Origin of the sequence: Pedomonas sp. V897 (genome assembly GCF_051304405.1) — a bacterium.
Lineage (GTDB): Bacteria > Pseudomonadota > Alphaproteobacteria > Sphingomonadales > Sphingomonadaceae > Pedomonas.
The window spans coordinates 91,143-105,444 of the sequence record NZ_JBPPGG010000001.1 but is presented as its reverse complement, the minus strand read 5'-3'; the positions used below and the strand labels follow the sequence as shown (position 1 = coordinate 105,444).

Sequence of the window (14,302 nt, the reverse complement as noted above, 5' to 3'; positions counted from 1 at the left end):
GGCGTCCCTGAGCTTACCCGAGGCGCACGCCGAGGCTGCCGGCGAGGTCCTGGATGAACTGCCAGGCGACGCGGCCGTTGCGGGCGCCGCGTCCGGCGGACCATTCGATGGCGCGGGGGCGGGCTTCGTCCATGGTGATCGGCAGCTGGTAGTAGGCGATGTAGCTTTCGATCATGGCGAGGAAGTTGTCCTGGTCGCAGGAGTGGAAGCCGATCCAGAGGCCGAAGCGGTCGGAGAGGGAGACCTTTTCGTCCACCACGTCGCGGGGGTTGATGGCGTCCCGCTTCTCGTTCTCCATGATGTCGCGGGGCAGCAGGTGGCGCCGGTTGGAGGTGGCGTAGAACAGGCAGTTGGCCGGGCGGCCTTCGAGGCCGCCTTCCAGCACCGCCTTCAGCGCCTTGTAGCTGCTGTCGCCGGCGTCGAAGGACAGGTCGTCGCAGTAGAGCAGGAACAGTCGCTGGCTCGTGGCGAGGCGGCGCATCAGCTCGGGCAGGGTCTCGATGTCGTCCCGGTGGATCTCGACGAGCGCGAAGTCCAGCCCCTCGTTGGCCAGCAGGTGGCCGTGCACCGCCTTGACCAGCGAGCTCTTGCCCATGCCGCGCGCGCCCCAGAGCAGCGCGTTGTTGGCGGGAAGCCCCCGGGCGAAGCGGCGGGTGTTCTCCAGCAGCATCTGCTTCTGGGAGTCCACGCCCTTCAGGAGGTCCAGCGGTACGCGGCTGATCCGCGCCACGGCCTGGAAGGTGCTGGTCGTGCCGTCCCACACATAGGCCGGGTGGGCGGCGAGGTCGGCCTCGGGCGGCGGCGGCGGCGCGAGGCGGTCCAGGGCGTCGGCGATGCGGGCGAGAAGGGGAAGGATGTCGGTCATGGCCACTTGCTCGTAACGGATACAATCCCCACCCGCCGCGTTTGCACCGCTCGGGTGATCCGGCGGCCAGTGCCTCTCATGGCGCGGGCCGTCGTCAAACATTGCGAAATGGGGCGTCGTCTGTATAGTCGCCGCCACATCCCTTACCAATTGGAAACCGTGGACGATGTTTATTTCTACTGCCTACGCCCAGGCCGCGAACGGCGCACCCGGCGGCGCTTCGGCCTTCATGCAGCTGCTGCCGCTGCTCGCCATCTTCGTGATCTTCTACTTCTTCCTCATCCGCCCGCAGCAGAAGCGGATGAAGCAGCACCGCGAAATGGTGAACAACGTGAAGCGCGGCGACACGGTCGTGACCTCGGGCGGCCTCATCGGCAAGGTGACCCGCGTGGACGACGCTGAAGTGCAGGTGGAGATCGCCAACGGCGTCCACGTGCAGGTGGTGAAGTCGACGCTGGCTGACGTTCGCACCAAGGGCGAACCGGCCAACGACGTCGCCAAGAACTAATTCGGCCGCTGGCCCCGACGATGCTGGACTTTCCTCGCTGGAAGATCTGGGCGATCGTGCTGACGCTGATTGCGGGCACGATCTTCGCCCTGCCGAACCTGTTCCCCGAAGCCCAGGTGGCCCGCTGGCCCTCCTGGCTGCCGAACAAGCAGATCAACCTCGGGTTGGACCTGCGCGGCGGCTCGCACCTGCTGCTGGCCGTCGACACCAATGCGGTGGTGAAGCAACAACTCGAATCGCTGGAGGATTCCGTTCGCGCCACCCTGCGCGAGACGCGCGACGCCGGCGGTGGACGCATCGGCTATGGCGACTTCGAGAGGGGGCCGAACGCCGTCAGCTTCCTGATCCGCGACGCCACGGACGTGGACGCGGCCGTGGAAGCGCTGCGCAGCCTCTCCCAGCCGGTGGGCGGCAGCTTCTCCGCCCAGCGCAACCTGGAGGTTTCGGTCTCCGACGGCACCCGCGTGACGGTGCGTCTGACCGAAGCGGGCATCAACGAGCGCAAGCGGCTGGCGGTGGAGCAGTCCATCGAGATCGTGCGCCGCCGCATCGACGAGATGGGCACGCGCGAGCCCACCATCGTGCGCCAGGGCGATGACCGCATCCTCGTGCAGGTGCCGGGCCTCAAGGACCCGCGCCAGCTGAAGGAAATCCTCGGCAAGACCGCCAAGCTGGAGTTCAAGCTGGTCAACACCGACGTCTCGCCCGAGGACGTGATCAGCGGCCGCGTGCCCCCGGGCACCGAACTGCTGCCCATGCAGGGCGCGGAGGGCCAGAAGGTGGCCGTGCGCCGCCGGGTCATCATCTCCGGCGAGGAGCTGGCCGACGCCCAGCCCACCTACAACCAGGGCATGCCGGTGGTTTCCTTCCGCTTCAACGCCGCGGGCGGCCGCCGCTTCGGCCAGGTGACCACCGAGAACGTGGGCAAGCCGTTCGCCATCATCCTCGACAACGAGGTGATCTCGGCCCCGCGCATCAACGAGCCCATCCTCGGCGGCTCGGGCATCATCTCGGGCGGCTTCACGGTGGAGCAGGCCAACAACTTGGCCGTGCTGCTGCGCGCCGGCGCGCTGCCGGCGCCGCTCCAGATCCTGGAAGAGCGCACGGTGGGCCCGGACCTGGGCGCGGACTCCATCCGCGCGGGCATCATCGCCTGCGCGATCGGCACCGTGCTCGTGCTGGCGCTGATGTTCGTGAGCTACGGCCGCTTCGGCATGTTCGCCAACGCGGCGCTGGTGCTGAACGTCATCCTCATCATCGGCGTCATGACCTTCCTCGGCGCGACGCTGACCCTGCCGGGCATCGCCGGCCTCGTGCTGACGATCGGTACGGCGGTGGACGCCAACGTGCTCATCTTCGAGCGCATCCGCGAGGAACTTCGCGCCGGGCGGAACACTCTCTCTGCCGTGGACGCGGGTTACCGCGAGGCCAGCCGCGCCATCTGGGACGCCAACATCACCAACGTGATCGCGGCGGTGCTGATGATGTGGTTCGGCTCCGGTCCGGTGAAGGGCTTCGCGGTGGTGCTCACCATCGGTATCATCACCTCGGTGTTCACCGGCGTGACCGTGTGCCGCATGTTCAACGTGCTGTGGCTGAAGCGCGCGCGCCCGGCCAAGCTGGTTCTTTAAGGGGAGGGACGTTCCATGCTTCTCAAGCTCGTCCCCGACAACACCAACATCAATTTCATGCGGTGGAAGACCGTCAGCATCGTCGTCTCGGTGCTGCTGATCGTCGCCTCCATCGCGCTGGTGGCCGTGCGCGGCCTGAACTTCGGCATCGACTTCAAGGGCGGCATCCTCATCGAGGCGGGTTTTACCCAGAAGCCCGACCTCGATGACCTGCGCAAGGAACTTAACGGCCTTGGCCTTGGTGCCGTCAGCCTGCAGGAGTTCGGCGGCGACCGGCAGATCGCCATCCGCCTGCAACAGCAGGAGGGCGGCGAGGAGGCCCAGCAGGCGGCCGTCACCAAGGTGCGGCAAACGCTGACCGCCAGGCACGGCGAGGAGGGCGTCTCCTTCCGCCGCGTCGAGACCGTGGGCGGCAAGGTGTCCAACGACCTGATCTGGGACGCCTCGCTCGCCATCGGCCTCGCCATGGTGGCCATCGCCATCTACATCTGGATGCGCTTCGAGTGGCAGTTCGGCATGGGCGGCCTCATCAGCCTGGTCCACGACGTGGCGCTGGTGGTGGGCTTTGTCGCGCTGTTCAACCTGGAGTTCGACCTCAACATGGTGGCGGCGCTGCTCACCACCGTGGGCTACTCGCTGAACGATACGGTGGTCGTCTATGACCGCGTGCGCGAGAACCTGCGCAAGTATCGCAAGATGGACATGGAGCCGCTGCTCAACCTCACCCTCAACGAGACGCTCTCGCGCACCATCATGACCTCGCTCACCACGTCGCTGGCGCTGCTGGCGCTGCTGATCTTCGGCGGCGAGGTGCTGCGCGGCTTCACCGCCGCCATGCTGGTGGGCGTGATCGTGGGCACGTTCTCGTCCATCTACGTGGCCGCGCCGCTGCTGATCTACATGAAGGTGGGTCCGCACACCTTCCTCCAGGCGGAGGAAGCCAAGGCCGGCAGCAAGGTGGAGAAAACCGGAAAGGCGGCGCTCTGATGCCCAAGCTGGAAGCAACCCCGCCGCGCCCGGGCGTCCTGTCCATCCAGGGCTACAGCGCGGGCGGCTACCGGGTGGGCGGCACCGTCCAGCCGGGCGGCGTGATCGTCACCCCGGAGCGGATGGAGGCCTGGCCGGTCACCGACCTCGCCAGCGCCCGGGTGGAGGACTTCCAGCTGGTAACCACCGAGCAGCCGCCGATCGAGGTGCTGCTGCTGGGCACCGGCCCCGCCATGCGGCGCCCGCCCGCGGCGCTGCTGGAGGGGCTGAAGGCAGCGGGCCTTGCCGTCGACTTCATGGACAGCCGCGCCGCCGCCCGCACCTACAACGTGCTGGTGGCGGAGAACCGGCGGGTGGCCGCCGCCCTGCTGCCGCTGGACTGAGGTTTCAGGTCTCCGGTAATCACGGAAAACGCGGTCCCCGAGGGGCCGCGTTTTTCGTATCCGGTGCGCGCTCTGGACGGGGGGGGCGCACGGCCCGCAAAACAAAGGGGGTGCAGGGGACCGAAACCCTTGCGAAAAGAAACGACATCGAAAACCGGCAGAGGGGAGCAGGAGATGCATCGGGGGGCATGGGGAATGGCTGTGGCGGCAGGGCTGCTGAGCCTGATGGCCAGTGCGGCAGAGAGCGGGGACGACCCGCTGCTGCGGCCGATCGCGCCGGACTTCGCCAACCAGTGGCTGACGCCGGTGGCACCGGGGCGGGTGTTCGGCAACACCTATTCCGTGGGCTTTGGCGGGCTGAGCGTGGCGCTGATCGACACGGGCGAGGGGCTCATCCTGGTGGACGGGGCGGTGCCGCAGGCGGTGCCCGCCATTGAGGCCAACATCCGCGCGCTCGGGTTCCGGCTTGAGGACGTGAAGCTCATTCTCAGCACCGAGCCGCACTATGACCATGCGGGCGGGCTGGCGGCGCTGGCGCGGGACACGGGCGCAACGGTCGTGGCAGGGACCCTGGCCGCCCCGGTGCTGGCCGCCGGGCAGAGCGGGGCGGACGACCCGCAGCGGCCCTGGCTGCCGCCGTTCCCGGCGGTGCGGGACGTGTGGGCGGTGGCGGACGGCGAGACCATCCGCCTCGGCAGCGTGACGGTAACCGCGCTGGCAACGCCGGGCCACACGGCGGGCTCCGTGAGCTGGACATGGCAGAGCTGCGAGGCGGCGCGCTGCCAGACCGTGGTGTTTGCCTCCAGCCTCAACCCGGTGGCGCCGGACGAGTTCCGCTTCTCCGCGCCCGCGAACCGGGCGCTGGTGGAGACCTACGGGCGCAGCTTTGCGCGGATGCGCGGCGTGCCGTGCGACCTTCTCATCACCGCCCATCCCGATTTCCATCCGGGCGAGACGCCGGACGGCACCTCCGCCTGCGCGGCCTATGCGGAGGCGGCGGAGGCGCGGCTGGAGGCGCGGCTGCACCGGGAGGCCTCTGGCGGGGGCGCGTAACGGGGCGGGCGAGGAGGGCGGCCAAACGGAAACGGCCGCCCGGACGGGGGTCCGGACGGCCGCCTGCTTCCTTCTCTCCCAACGGGGGGGCAGGGAGAGAGGCGAAGACTAGAAGTGGTAGGCCACGCCCGTCTTCACCTGGTGGCGCTCGTAGCCGGCTTCGCCGTTGGCGTAGTCGTAGGCGACGCGGAAGGTGATGTTCGGGTTGAAGGCGTACTCAACGCCGCCGCCCAGAACGAGGGCGTCGTTGTTGGTGCTGCGCTCGATGTCAACCCGGCGGGACTCGTAGTCGTACTTGGTGCGGATGTTCTCGTAGCCGACCTTGCCGTAGAACATGGTGCTCGGCGCAGCCAGCACGCCGAGGCGGGCGGCGACGCCCAGCGAACGGCCGGCCTTCAGCTCGGCTTCTTCCTCGCGGGTGTCGATCAGGGTGGTGTCGGCGGTGGAGAGGGCCGCCTTGGCCTCGACACCCAGCACCAGGCGCTCGTTGAGCTTGTAGTTGTAGCCGGCGATCAGGCCGTAGGTGAAGCCGTCACCCAGACCCTTGTTGTTGTCTTCCCAGCCCAGCTCGACGCCGCCGTAGGCGCCGTTGAAGGCCTCGGCGTGGGCAAAGGCGGGGGTCAGCGAAAGCGCAGCAACCGCTGCAAACAGATAGGTCTTCATAAGTCGAACTCCTTAAACCTTGGGAGGCACTCCTCCTCGGGGGACCTCTGACATTGGCTTTGATTGTGGCGGCAAAAGGCCGAAATGAGGCACGCCTGCCTCAATTCGTTAAAGGGACGATGAATCGTTGCGTTTGAGCGACAGAGTGATGCGTTTTCGCGACATCGTCCGTTCGGGCGATTATCATAAGTCCATGAAATCATTCATGTCGTGTTCAGATTGGCGGCCGGAGGACTGTTGCGAGAAAAACTGCGTTGCCAAAAAACGAACGGCCGCCCGGGGGTGCCGGGCGGCCGCTGTCGCTCGTCCTCTCCCGGCGGGCGGGAGGAGGCGCTGAAGACTAGAAGTGGATGGCCACGCCCGTCTTCACCTGATGGCGGCGGAAGCCGTCCTCGCCGTCGGTGTAGTCATAGCCGAGACGGAGCGAGGCCTGCGCGGTGACGGCGTATTCAACGCCCGCGCCCAGAACCAGGGCATCGGTGTTGAAGCTGTTGCGGAAGTCGCCGTTGCCGTTGAGGCCGAAGATCTTGGTGCGGACGTTCTCGTAGCCGATCTTGCCGTAGATCATGGTCGACGGGGTGGCGAGAACGCCAACGCGGGCGGCAGCGCCCAGCGAACGGCCGGCGTCAACATCCACGCCGCCGATGTTCTTGCCGGCGGTGGACAGAGCGGCCTTGGCCTCGACGCCCAGCACCAGCTGGTCGGCGACCTTCTTGTTGTAGCCCGCGATCAGACCGAAGTTGAAACCGTCGCCCAGGTTGGCGCGGTTGGTCTCCCAACCGAGTTCGGCACCGCCATAAGCGCCATTGAACGCTTCGGCATGGGCAAGAGCGGGGGTCATGCCGAGAACGGCGGCAGCCGCAAGCAGGCAGGTCTTCATGTTCGTTACTCCTTAATCAACCTACAGGAGGATGTGCCTCCAGCGGGAGCGCGGGTGATGGCGGCGGAATGTGGCGGCAAAGGGTCAAAATCGCGCAATTTCTGCCTCATTTCGGTCTCAGTACGACAATGCGCTCCGCAGCGGCGGCCGGTGGAGGGGGGCGGCGTCCGGCGGCCGGGCGTTGAGAGGGGCAGCAAGAGGGGCAGCGGGAAAGGGCGGCGGGAGACGCACCGGGAGGGGCGGCGCGTCAGGGCGCTGTTGCATGACGGCGGCGAGGCGTTTAGGTGCGGCGTATGCAGAAGGCTGACAACCATTGCGCGGCGCTTGTCCGCGAGCAGGACCACGACCGCTACCTCACGGTGCTCTACGCGCCCGAAGCCGTGCGGCCGGCGCTGTTCGCCCTCTACGCCTTCAACGTGGAGCTGGCCCGGGTGCGCGAGCAGGTGAGCCAGCCGATGCTGGGGGACATCCGCCTCACCTGGTGGCGCGAGGGGGTGGAGGCCGCCTATGCGGGCACGCCCCGGTCCCATCCGGTGCTGGAGGCGCTGGCCGCCCATGTGGCCACAGCCGGGGTGCCGCAGGCGCTGCTGGAGAGCTGCATCGAGGCGCGGCTGACGGATGTCTACGGCGAGCAGCCCTCCAGCGTGACCGAGCTGTGCGCCTATGCGGACCTGAGCGGCGGCGCGCTGGCGGAGGCCGCGCTGTGGCTGTGCCTCGGCCGCGAACCCGAGTCCGGTCTGGCCCGGGCGGTGCGCTGGGTGGGCCAGGCCTGGACGCTCACCGGCATCCTCCGCGCCATCAGCTTCCACGCCGCCATGCAGCGGGTGATGCTGCCCGCCGACGAGCTGGTGAAGGTGGGCCTTGAGCCCGAGAGCCTCTACCAGGGCGAATTCGGCGACGCGGTGGCCGAGGTGGTGCGGGTGGTGCACGACACCGCCACCGAGGCGCTGGCCAGCGCCCGCCCGGTGCTGCGGCGCGCGCCGGGCGCGAGCCGCGCGGCCTGGCTGCTGGCGCCCATCGCCGGCGACTACCTCGACCGCATCCGGGCGGCCGGCTACGACGTGCGCCATGCCGCGCTGGAGCAGGGGCAACTGCGCCGCCAGGCCCGCCTGTTCTGGGCCGCCTTCACCGGGCGCTACTGACGCCCCGCCCCAGACCCCGCGACGGGGGAACCCCCACGCTCTACGACCCCACGGCCGCTGACGGCGGCGCTGCTGTCGGCTACTCTGCCGCACGGCAGGCACGCACCGATTCGAAGGGCAGGCACCCGATTGGAGTCGGCGCAGGAAGAAGCGGCGCAGGAAGAAGCGGCGCCGGGAAAAGCGGCGCGGAAGAGGGGCGTCATGCGGGGCCAGGCCATCACCGGGGCGGTGCCGGAGTCCGAACGGGATCTGGTATTTGAACGGGATCAGGAGTTTGAACGGGAGCTGGAGGCGGGTCCGCCTCTGGAGTCCGGGTGGGATCTGGCACCCACCCGTCGGGGGCGGGCAGAGCCCGACGTTGGCCGGGCCCCGCGTTTGGGGGCGCACGCCTCCCGCTGGCTGACGCCGGGCGCAGGCGCGGCGCTGATCGCGGCGGCGGGGCTGGTCTGGGGGACGGCGCCCCATCCAGAGCCGATTGCCCCGGAGGCGATTACCCCGGAGGTGATTCCCGCAGTGGTGCTTCCCCCGGAGTCCCGGGGCCCGCCCGAAGCCCCGGCTGTGCCGGCGCCCGGTGTGCTGCCGGAACCACCGGCGGCGCTGGCCGGGGAGGGGCCGGGTCAGGCGGAGAAATCGGCGCAATCAGCGCCCGGGGCGGCGCACGCCAAGGCTTCGGACGGGGCGTCGCCTGCCGCGCAGGAGGCCCGGCGGTTCCGCCGCCTCGACCGGGATCGGGACGGAGCGGTGAGCCGGGAGGAGTTTCTGGCGCTGCGCCGCAAGGCGTTCGACCGGCTGGACCGGAACGGCGACGGCCGGCTCGACTTCGAGGAATATGCCGCTGCGGCGGCGGCCCGCTTCAGCGCGGCGGACCGGGACGGCAACCGCCAACTGGACCCGGCGGAATTCGCCGCGACGGGCCAGCACCGTGCCCGCTGATCCGGTGGCCGGGGCGGCGGCGTTGCGCGTCCGCACCCTGCACCGCGGGCCGCCATATTCGACCATGAGCCGCTTGAAGGTGTTCGCGAAATGTTCCAGTTTCTTCCCGGTTGGAGGAAGGGGCAGGGCCGGAACCACCGCCTGACGCAACACCCCGGCGTTACACCCCGGCGTTACACCCCGGCGTTACATCCCGGCGTTATACCCCGGCGCAACTTCCCCGGGAGCTGATCCCGGGTGCGGAACGTTTCTCCCTGTCGTGTTTTTGTCGTGTTTCCTCGGGCGGCGCGTCCGGGGACGGGGGCCTCCGGTCTGCGGCGGCTGCGTTTCTTCGGCCCGCGCGTGGTCCCGTCGGGCCGGGCAGGGAATGCCAAGGGCAAGGAGCGGCCAGGGCACGGAGCGGTCAGGGCACGGAGCGGTCAGGGTAAGGAGCGGTCAGGGTAAGGAGCGGTCGTAAGGAGCGATCTGGGTAAGGAGCGGTCAGGGTAAAACGTGGGAGGAGAGCGATGACAGTCGAGTCCATCGATGGCGGGCCGGGCGGTTCCGACCCCGTCCCGGCGGCAGAGGCCGGTTCCGGCGGCGCACGCGTCGGCCCGCGCGCGCCGCAGATGCCGTGGCTGGCGGTCTACCTGACGGTCAAGGACGCCGAGGCCAGCATCGACTTCTACAGCCGCGCCTTCGGCTTCACGCCGGGCATGGTGCTGCGCAACGAGAAGGGCGAGCCGCAGCATGTGGAGATGCAGTACCACGGCGAAATCCCGGTGATGTTCTCGCCCGAGGGGGCGGATGACTGCCCGGCGCAGAGCCCGGCCACGCTCGGCATCATCATGCCGGTGACCTTCTACCTCTACCATGAGGACGTGGACGCGCTTGCCGCCCGGGCGCGGGCCGCTGGTGCCACGATTGAGGCCGAGCCCGAGGACATGTTCTGGGGCGACCGCATGGCCGCGTTCCTCTGCCCCAATGGCTACCGCTGGAGTTTCGCCACCCACACGGGGCGGTTCTCCGCCCCCATGCCGGGGGTCTCATGAGCCGGGAGCCGCGGCCGGGCCGGGGCGAGTCAGGCGGAGGCGACGCGGCCCTCACCTTCGACCTGATCGAGACCTACGTCTTTCTCGGCGCGGACGGGCGGGCGGCGACCCTGCCGCTCACCCAGGCCTTCTGGGAGGAACTGGCCAGCGGGGCGGCCCGGTCGCATCCGGCTGGAGGCGGCGCAACTGGAAGCGGCGCGGCAGGAGGAGAGGCAGCGGGCGGCAGCAGGGCAGATCGGGGCGCGGTGCCGCATCCCGCAGCCACGCACCCGGGGCTCCACGAGCGCGGGTGGTTCGTCTCCGCCTACTGGCTGGAGGCGGACATGGCCACGTGGGAGCGGCACCCCAACGGCGACCGGCTGGTCATCGCCCAGACCGGCTCCTTCACCCTGATCCTCGACCACCAGAACGGCGGCCGCCGCCAGCGCCTCCCGCTCGATGCGGTAGGCTCCGTGCTGGTGCCTAGCGGCTGCTGGCACCGGCTCACCGTCAACACGCCGGGGATGGTGCTGTTCATCACCCCGACGCGCGGCATGGAGCACCGGCCGGTCTGAGGCGGCGCTCGCGGTTGCGTTGCGGGGCGCCGGGTCAGGGCGCGGACTGGTCGCCGAAGTGGCGGTCGAACACCGGGGCGAGGCGCGGGTCGCTCTCCACCCGGCGGGCGAGGGCGGCAAGGGCGGGGCAGTGGGCGTCGAACCACGTCCGGCGCGGCCGCCAGTGGCGCATTACCGCGATGTAGAGGTCAAGGAGGGTGCGTTGCTTCCCCAGAAACCAGGGGGCGCCTGCGGCCGCATCGAGCTGGCGCAGCATGGCCTTGCGCGTCTCGGCGAGGCGGTCGCGCGCTTCCGCCTGGCTCTGGGCCGAGCTGACCAGCCGTTCGGGGCGATCCTCGAAACGAAACAGGGCATAGATGCCGGCATTGATGAAAAACAGCCAGCGCAGAAAGGTGGGGCGCAGCGGGTCCCCGGCGGCAGGGGCGAGGCCGGCCTCCGGGTGACGCTCCGCCAGCAGCAGGGCGATGGCGCCGCTCTCGGTTATCACCGTGCCGTCCGCCAGCACGAGCGCCGGCACCTGTCCCAGCGGATTGAGCCGGTGCAGCGCCTCCAGATGCGGCCCGTCTTCCCAGGGCGGGGCGTCGATGAGCCGGGCTGGCGCGTCCGCCAGCGCCAGAGCCGCTTCAATCACCGCGCCGCCGGAGCCTTGTGCCGTCCAGAGTTCGTACATCGAGGCGTCTCCTCCCGCCATGCCGGACAGGTCGCCAGTGTGCCCCTTGGGCGCGGCCTTGCCAAGGCAGGCGGTCCGAAGGGTCCGGCGCGGGGCTAGGGGGTGGTCCGGGCGAGGGCCGCCAGATCCTCCGGCGTGTTGATGTTGGCGAGGCAGCCATCGGGCAGGGTGACCGCGACCGCGCCGATGCTCCCGGCCCAGCGGCGGATGGCCCGCTCCCGCGGCGGGCGGTCCACGGCGAGCCAGGCGTTCAGCGCGGGCGCGAGCGCGGTGGACCACAGGCCGAAGGTGGGGTGGTCCCGCCCGTCGGTGTGGGCATAGGCGGCGGGGGCTGAGGCGGTGTGGGCATAGGCGGCAGGGCCTTCAGCGGCGGGGCCTTCAGCGGCGGGGCCTTCAGCGGCAGGGCCTGCGCCGAGCCCCCGCATCAGCCGCTCGGCCAGATCGGGCGGCAGGCGGGCGGCGTCGCATGGGGCGGTGAGCACCCAGGCAAGGCCGCGGCGCGCTGCCTCGTGCAGCGCCGCGTTGAGTCCGCCCAGCGGGCCGAGGCCGGGGGCAGGCCGGTCGGGCAGGGCGTCATAGCCCGCCCGCGCCGGACCGCCGACCACCACCAGCGCGTCCACCTGCGGGGCGAGCTGCCCGGCCACATGGTCGAGCAGGCGTTTGCCCGCCAGGCGCGCTTCCGCCTTGTCGCGCCCGAAGCGGCGGGACTCGCCCCCCGCCAGAATCGCGCCGAGCCGCCCGGTCGAATTGTGCACGCGTTTTCCGGGCGCGAGGTTGTCAGGCGCGGGTTTTCCGGGCGCGAGTCGGGCGGGGGACGGCGCGGCGGGCGGGGGCGGCGAGTGGCGACTGTCCGGCATCGGCGGGCCCTGTCTTTCCTCTGGCGGGCGGCTGTCCAAGGGGTAGGCGGATCACCCGTCCGGTTCAATGGCGCAGAAGCGCAACGGCACGCCAAAATTCTGTGGATAGATGCATGATCCCTGCGCGCTGCCGCTTCACAGCTCCCGAATTCAGGTTAGATTTTGAAATGTGCGGACTTTGTAGTGGGAGCGGACATGGCGATCGACGCCCGCGCGCGCTGGCCCCTGGCCCTGGGGGCAACTGCGGTTTTGCTTGGCGCTTGTGCGCGGGGCAGCGGGCCCGGAATGGAGACGGCGCCGCCCGCCGCCATGGCGGATCTGGGCGGCCTGATCGTTTTCGCCAACCCGGCGGAATGCGAGCCCGGCGAACCGCTGCGGCAGCTTTACGATACCATGGCGGTCTATGACGACCACCACCAGCCCCAGCCCAGCCAGCCGGTGGTGCCGCCGCGCTATGCGGGCGCGGTGGGCCCGGCCGAGGTGCTCGCCCGCGAGAGCGACCATGCGGTATTTTCCGTTCCGGTTCGCGGGCGCTGGCAGGGCCTGCCGGTGCGCGCCGTCGAGGGCATTTACGGCATCGAGAGCGACGCCTTCGGGATGGCCATCGTGTTCGACGCGCCCGTGCCCGCAACGCTGCCGGTGCTGGAGGCGCAAGGCTTCCGCCCCGCTGCTGCCGGGTCCATGGGCGCCGGGTCCATGGGTGCCGGCCCCGATGCGGCCGCGCCTGCCGCGGATCTGCCGCCCGAGCAGATGCCGTTCGGCCGGGCGGAAGTGACGGGGGATGCCCGAACCTCCCGCCTGGTGTGCGACTGGGGGCTGTAGGCGGGCGTTTCGCCGCATACGACCGCAACCCGCTTGCGCCGCACCCGGCCGCCGTGTCATGAACGCGGCCATGACGCACACCGCCCATCCTGTCGCCCTGCGCTGGTGGCGCTCCTTCTAGGGAGCGGCGCGTCGTCATTTCTTGTTTCGCAAACGACCATCGCCGCCGGGATGAGGCTGGCATGGTCCGTTGATCGAATTTCCCTGCACCCTCTCGCGGCGGCTCCCACCAAGGAGAGACCGTCATGCTTCCCGAACCTGCCCCGTCAGAGCCGCCGCTTGCGCCCGAGGCCCGGCGCCCCGTCATCCTCACCGGCGACCGCACCACCGGCCCGCTGCATCTGGGCCATTATGTGGGCTCGCTGAGGAATCGCGTCGCGTTGCAGGACACCCACGAGCAGTTCCTGCTGCTGGCCGACGCTCAGGCGCTCACCGACAATGCCCACGATCCCGAGAAGGTGCGGCGCCACGTGCTGGAGGTGGCGCTGGATTATCTGGCGGTGGGGATCGACCCGGAGAAGTCCACTCTCTGCGTGCAATCGCTGCTGCCCGCGCTGGCGGAGCTGACCATGCTCTACCTGAATTTCGTCACCGTGGCGCGGCTGGAGCGCAACCCCACGGTGAAGGAGGAAATCCGCGCGCGCGGGTTCGAACGGGACATTCCCGCCGGGTTCCTCTGCTATCCCGTGGCGCAGGCGGCGGACATCACCGCCTTTCGCGCGACGGTGGTGCCGGTGGGGGAGGACCAGGCGCCGATGATCGAGCAGTGCAACGAGGTGGTGCGCCGCATCAACCGTCAGGCCGGGCGCGACGTGCTGCCGGAGGCGCGCGCGCTCATTCCGAACGTGGGCCGTCTGCCGGGCATCGATGGCAAGGCGAAGATGAGCAAGTCCCAGGGCAATGCGCTGGCGTTGTCCGCCGCGCCGGACGAGATCAGCCGGGCGGTGCGGCAGATGTACACCGACCCCAACCACCTGCGCGCCAGCGACCCCGGCACGGTGGAGGGCAATGTGGCGTTCGCCTGGCTCGACGCCTTTGACGAGGACAAGGCGGAGCTGGAGGCGCTGAAGGCGCACTACCGGCGCGGCGGCCTCGGCGACATGGCGGTGAAGCGGCGGCTTGAGGACATTCTCCAGGCCTTGCTCGCCCCGATCCGGGAGCGGCGGGCCCGGCTGGCGCGCGATCCGGGGTACGTCATGGCCGTGCTGAAGGCGGGCACGGACAAGGCCCGCGCCCGCACCCAGGCGACGCTGGAAGAGGTGCGCGACGCGCTCGGCCTGTTCCGGCTTTAAGCGGTCGGGCGATGTGAAGGGAGATGGAGGT

At 69.8% G+C, this 14,302-nt stretch carries 16 protein-coding genes; 11 read left to right on the top strand and 5 right to left on the bottom strand.

From position 1 onward, the window contains the following. Window positions 1-13: 13 nt before the first annotated feature. On the bottom strand, window positions 14-865 hold the full coding sequence (locus ACSJJU_RS00585) for an ATP-binding protein (protein WP_435913186.1): 852 nt from the start codon (window positions 863-865) through the stop codon (window positions 14-16). A 166-nt stretch (window positions 866-1,031) separates the two neighbouring features. Between ACSJJU_RS00585 and yajC the strand changes: the two genes are divergently transcribed. From yajC to bla, 5 genes are all read left to right on the top strand, one after another. Then, on the top strand, window positions 1,032-1,373 hold the full coding sequence (gene yajC, locus ACSJJU_RS00580) for a preprotein translocase subunit YajC (protein ID WP_435913185.1): 342 nt from the start codon (window positions 1,032-1,034) through the stop codon (window positions 1,371-1,373). A 20-nt stretch (window positions 1,374-1,393) separates the two neighbouring features. Then, entirely contained in the window at window positions 1,394-3,004 is a 1,611-nt protein-coding gene (gene secD / locus ACSJJU_RS00575) for a protein translocase subunit SecD (protein ID WP_435913184.1), read from the top strand. Between the two features lie 15 nt (window positions 3,005-3,019). Continuing rightward, the gene (gene secF, locus ACSJJU_RS00570; protein WP_435913183.1) at window positions 3,020-3,991 is read left to right on the top strand and encodes a protein translocase subunit SecF; all 972 of its coding nucleotides are present in this window, start codon (window positions 3,020-3,022) and stop codon (window positions 3,989-3,991) included. Further along, the gene (locus ACSJJU_RS00565; RefSeq protein ID WP_435913182.1) at window positions 3,991-4,374 is read left to right on the top strand and encodes an Mth938-like domain-containing protein; all 384 of its coding nucleotides are present in this window, start codon (window positions 3,991-3,993) and stop codon (window positions 4,372-4,374) included. Before secF ends, ACSJJU_RS00565 begins: the two co-directional genes overlap by 1 nt. Before the next feature lie 195 nt (window positions 4,375-4,569). Beyond that, complete coding sequence (gene bla / locus ACSJJU_RS00560; RefSeq protein WP_435913181.1) at window positions 4,570-5,427, top strand: subclass B3 metallo-beta-lactamase; 858 nt, start codon at window positions 4,570-4,572, stop codon at window positions 5,425-5,427. A gap of 108 nt (window positions 5,428-5,535) precedes the next feature. On the opposite strand, the gene ACSJJU_RS00555 is transcribed toward bla, so the two are convergent. Together ACSJJU_RS00555 and ACSJJU_RS00550 are read right to left on the bottom strand one after the other, a co-directional pair. Beyond that, the gene (locus ACSJJU_RS00555) at window positions 5,536-6,090 is read right to left on the bottom strand and encodes an outer membrane protein (RefSeq protein ID WP_435913180.1); all 555 of its coding nucleotides are present in this window, start codon (window positions 6,088-6,090) and stop codon (window positions 5,536-5,538) included. Window positions 6,091-6,430: 340 nt separating this feature from the next. Beyond that, on the bottom strand, window positions 6,431-6,970 hold the full coding sequence (locus ACSJJU_RS00550) for an outer membrane protein (RefSeq protein WP_435913179.1): 540 nt from the start codon (window positions 6,968-6,970) through the stop codon (window positions 6,431-6,433). 293 nt (window positions 6,971-7,263) lie between these two features. Here ACSJJU_RS00550 and ACSJJU_RS00545 point away from each other — a divergent pair, with 293 nt between their 5' ends. The 4 genes from ACSJJU_RS00545 (at window position 7,264) to ACSJJU_RS00530 (ending at window position 10,630) form a co-directional block, all read left to right on the top strand. Beyond that, window positions 7,264-8,112, top strand: a complete 849-nt coding sequence (locus ACSJJU_RS00545) for a phytoene/squalene synthase family protein (RefSeq protein ID WP_435913178.1) — start codon at window positions 7,264-7,266, stop codon at window positions 8,110-8,112. Between the two features lie 201 nt (window positions 8,113-8,313). After that, window positions 8,314-9,045, top strand: a complete 732-nt coding sequence (locus ACSJJU_RS00540) for an EF-hand domain-containing protein (protein ID WP_435913177.1) — start codon at window positions 8,314-8,316, stop codon at window positions 9,043-9,045. Window positions 9,046-9,551: 506 nt separating this feature from the next. Then, complete coding sequence (locus ACSJJU_RS00535) at window positions 9,552-10,076, top strand: VOC family protein (RefSeq protein WP_435913176.1); 525 nt, start codon at window positions 9,552-9,554, stop codon at window positions 10,074-10,076. Beyond that, window positions 10,073-10,630, top strand: coding sequence for a hypothetical protein (locus ACSJJU_RS00530; protein WP_435913175.1), 558 nt, complete (start codon window positions 10,073-10,075; stop codon window positions 10,628-10,630). The genes ACSJJU_RS00535 and ACSJJU_RS00530 overlap by 4 nt, the downstream gene beginning before the upstream one ends. 34 nt (window positions 10,631-10,664) lie before the next feature. On the opposite strand, the gene ACSJJU_RS00525 is transcribed toward ACSJJU_RS00530, so the two are convergent. Both ACSJJU_RS00525 and mobA read right to left on the bottom strand, forming a co-directional pair. After that, window positions 10,665-11,300 (bottom strand): glutathione S-transferase family protein, encoded by a 636-nt coding sequence (locus ACSJJU_RS00525; RefSeq protein ID WP_435913174.1) that lies wholly within the window; start codon window positions 11,298-11,300, stop codon window positions 10,665-10,667. 95 nt (window positions 11,301-11,395) lie between these two features. Further along, on the bottom strand, window positions 11,396-12,055 hold the full coding sequence (gene mobA, locus ACSJJU_RS00520) for a molybdenum cofactor guanylyltransferase (RefSeq protein ID WP_435913173.1): 660 nt from the start codon (window positions 12,053-12,055) through the stop codon (window positions 11,396-11,398). 387 nt (window positions 12,056-12,442) lie between these two features. Between mobA and ACSJJU_RS00515 the strand changes: the two genes are divergently transcribed. Then, window positions 12,443-12,979, top strand: a complete 537-nt coding sequence (locus ACSJJU_RS00515; RefSeq protein ID WP_435913172.1) for a hypothetical protein — start codon at window positions 12,443-12,445, stop codon at window positions 12,977-12,979. A gap of 245 nt (window positions 12,980-13,224) precedes the next feature. Beyond that, window positions 13,225-14,271, top strand: coding sequence for a tryptophan--tRNA ligase (gene trpS, locus ACSJJU_RS00510; protein WP_435913171.1), 1,047 nt, complete (start codon window positions 13,225-13,227; stop codon window positions 14,269-14,271). Window positions 14,272-14,302: the final 31 nt, after the last annotated feature.

What these genes read in the sequence shown, in the direction of transcription:
- ACSJJU_RS00585 (WP_435913186.1), bottom strand. Translation starts at nt 865, where the DNA reads ATGACCGACATCCTTCCCCTTCTCGCCCGCATCGCCGACGCCCTGGAC.
- yajC (WP_435913185.1), top strand. Translation starts at nt 1,032, where the DNA reads ATGTTTATTTCTACTGCCTACGCCCAGGCCGCGAACGGCGCACCCGGC.
- secD (WP_435913184.1), top strand. Translation starts at nt 1,394, where the DNA reads ATGCTGGACTTTCCTCGCTGGAAGATCTGGGCGATCGTGCTGACGCTG.
- secF (WP_435913183.1), top strand. Translation starts at nt 3,020, where the DNA reads ATGCTTCTCAAGCTCGTCCCCGACAACACCAACATCAATTTCATGCGG.
- ACSJJU_RS00565 (WP_435913182.1), top strand. Translation starts at nt 3,991, where the DNA reads ATGCCCAAGCTGGAAGCAACCCCGCCGCGCCCGGGCGTCCTGTCCATC.
- bla (WP_435913181.1), top strand. Translation starts at nt 4,570, where the DNA reads ATGGCTGTGGCGGCAGGGCTGCTGAGCCTGATGGCCAGTGCGGCAGAG.
- ACSJJU_RS00555 (WP_435913180.1), bottom strand. Translation starts at nt 6,090, where the DNA reads ATGAAGACCTATCTGTTTGCAGCGGTTGCTGCGCTTTCGCTGACCCCC.
- ACSJJU_RS00550 (WP_435913179.1), bottom strand. Translation starts at nt 6,970, where the DNA reads ATGAAGACCTGCCTGCTTGCGGCTGCCGCCGTTCTCGGCATGACCCCC.
- ACSJJU_RS00545 (WP_435913178.1), top strand. Translation starts at nt 7,264, where the DNA reads ATGCAGAAGGCTGACAACCATTGCGCGGCGCTTGTCCGCGAGCAGGAC.
- ACSJJU_RS00540 (WP_435913177.1), top strand. Translation starts at nt 8,314, where the DNA reads ATGCGGGGCCAGGCCATCACCGGGGCGGTGCCGGAGTCCGAACGGGAT.
- ACSJJU_RS00535 (WP_435913176.1), top strand. Translation starts at nt 9,552, where the DNA reads ATGACAGTCGAGTCCATCGATGGCGGGCCGGGCGGTTCCGACCCCGTC.
- ACSJJU_RS00530 (WP_435913175.1), top strand. Translation starts at nt 10,073, where the DNA reads ATGAGCCGGGAGCCGCGGCCGGGCCGGGGCGAGTCAGGCGGAGGCGAC.
- ACSJJU_RS00525 (WP_435913174.1), bottom strand. Translation starts at nt 11,300, where the DNA reads ATGTACGAACTCTGGACGGCACAAGGCTCCGGCGGCGCGGTGATTGAA.
- ACSJJU_RS00515 (WP_435913172.1), top strand. Translation starts at nt 12,443, where the DNA reads ATGGAGACGGCGCCGCCCGCCGCCATGGCGGATCTGGGCGGCCTGATC.
- trpS (WP_435913171.1), top strand. Translation starts at nt 13,225, where the DNA reads ATGCTTCCCGAACCTGCCCCGTCAGAGCCGCCGCTTGCGCCCGAGGCC.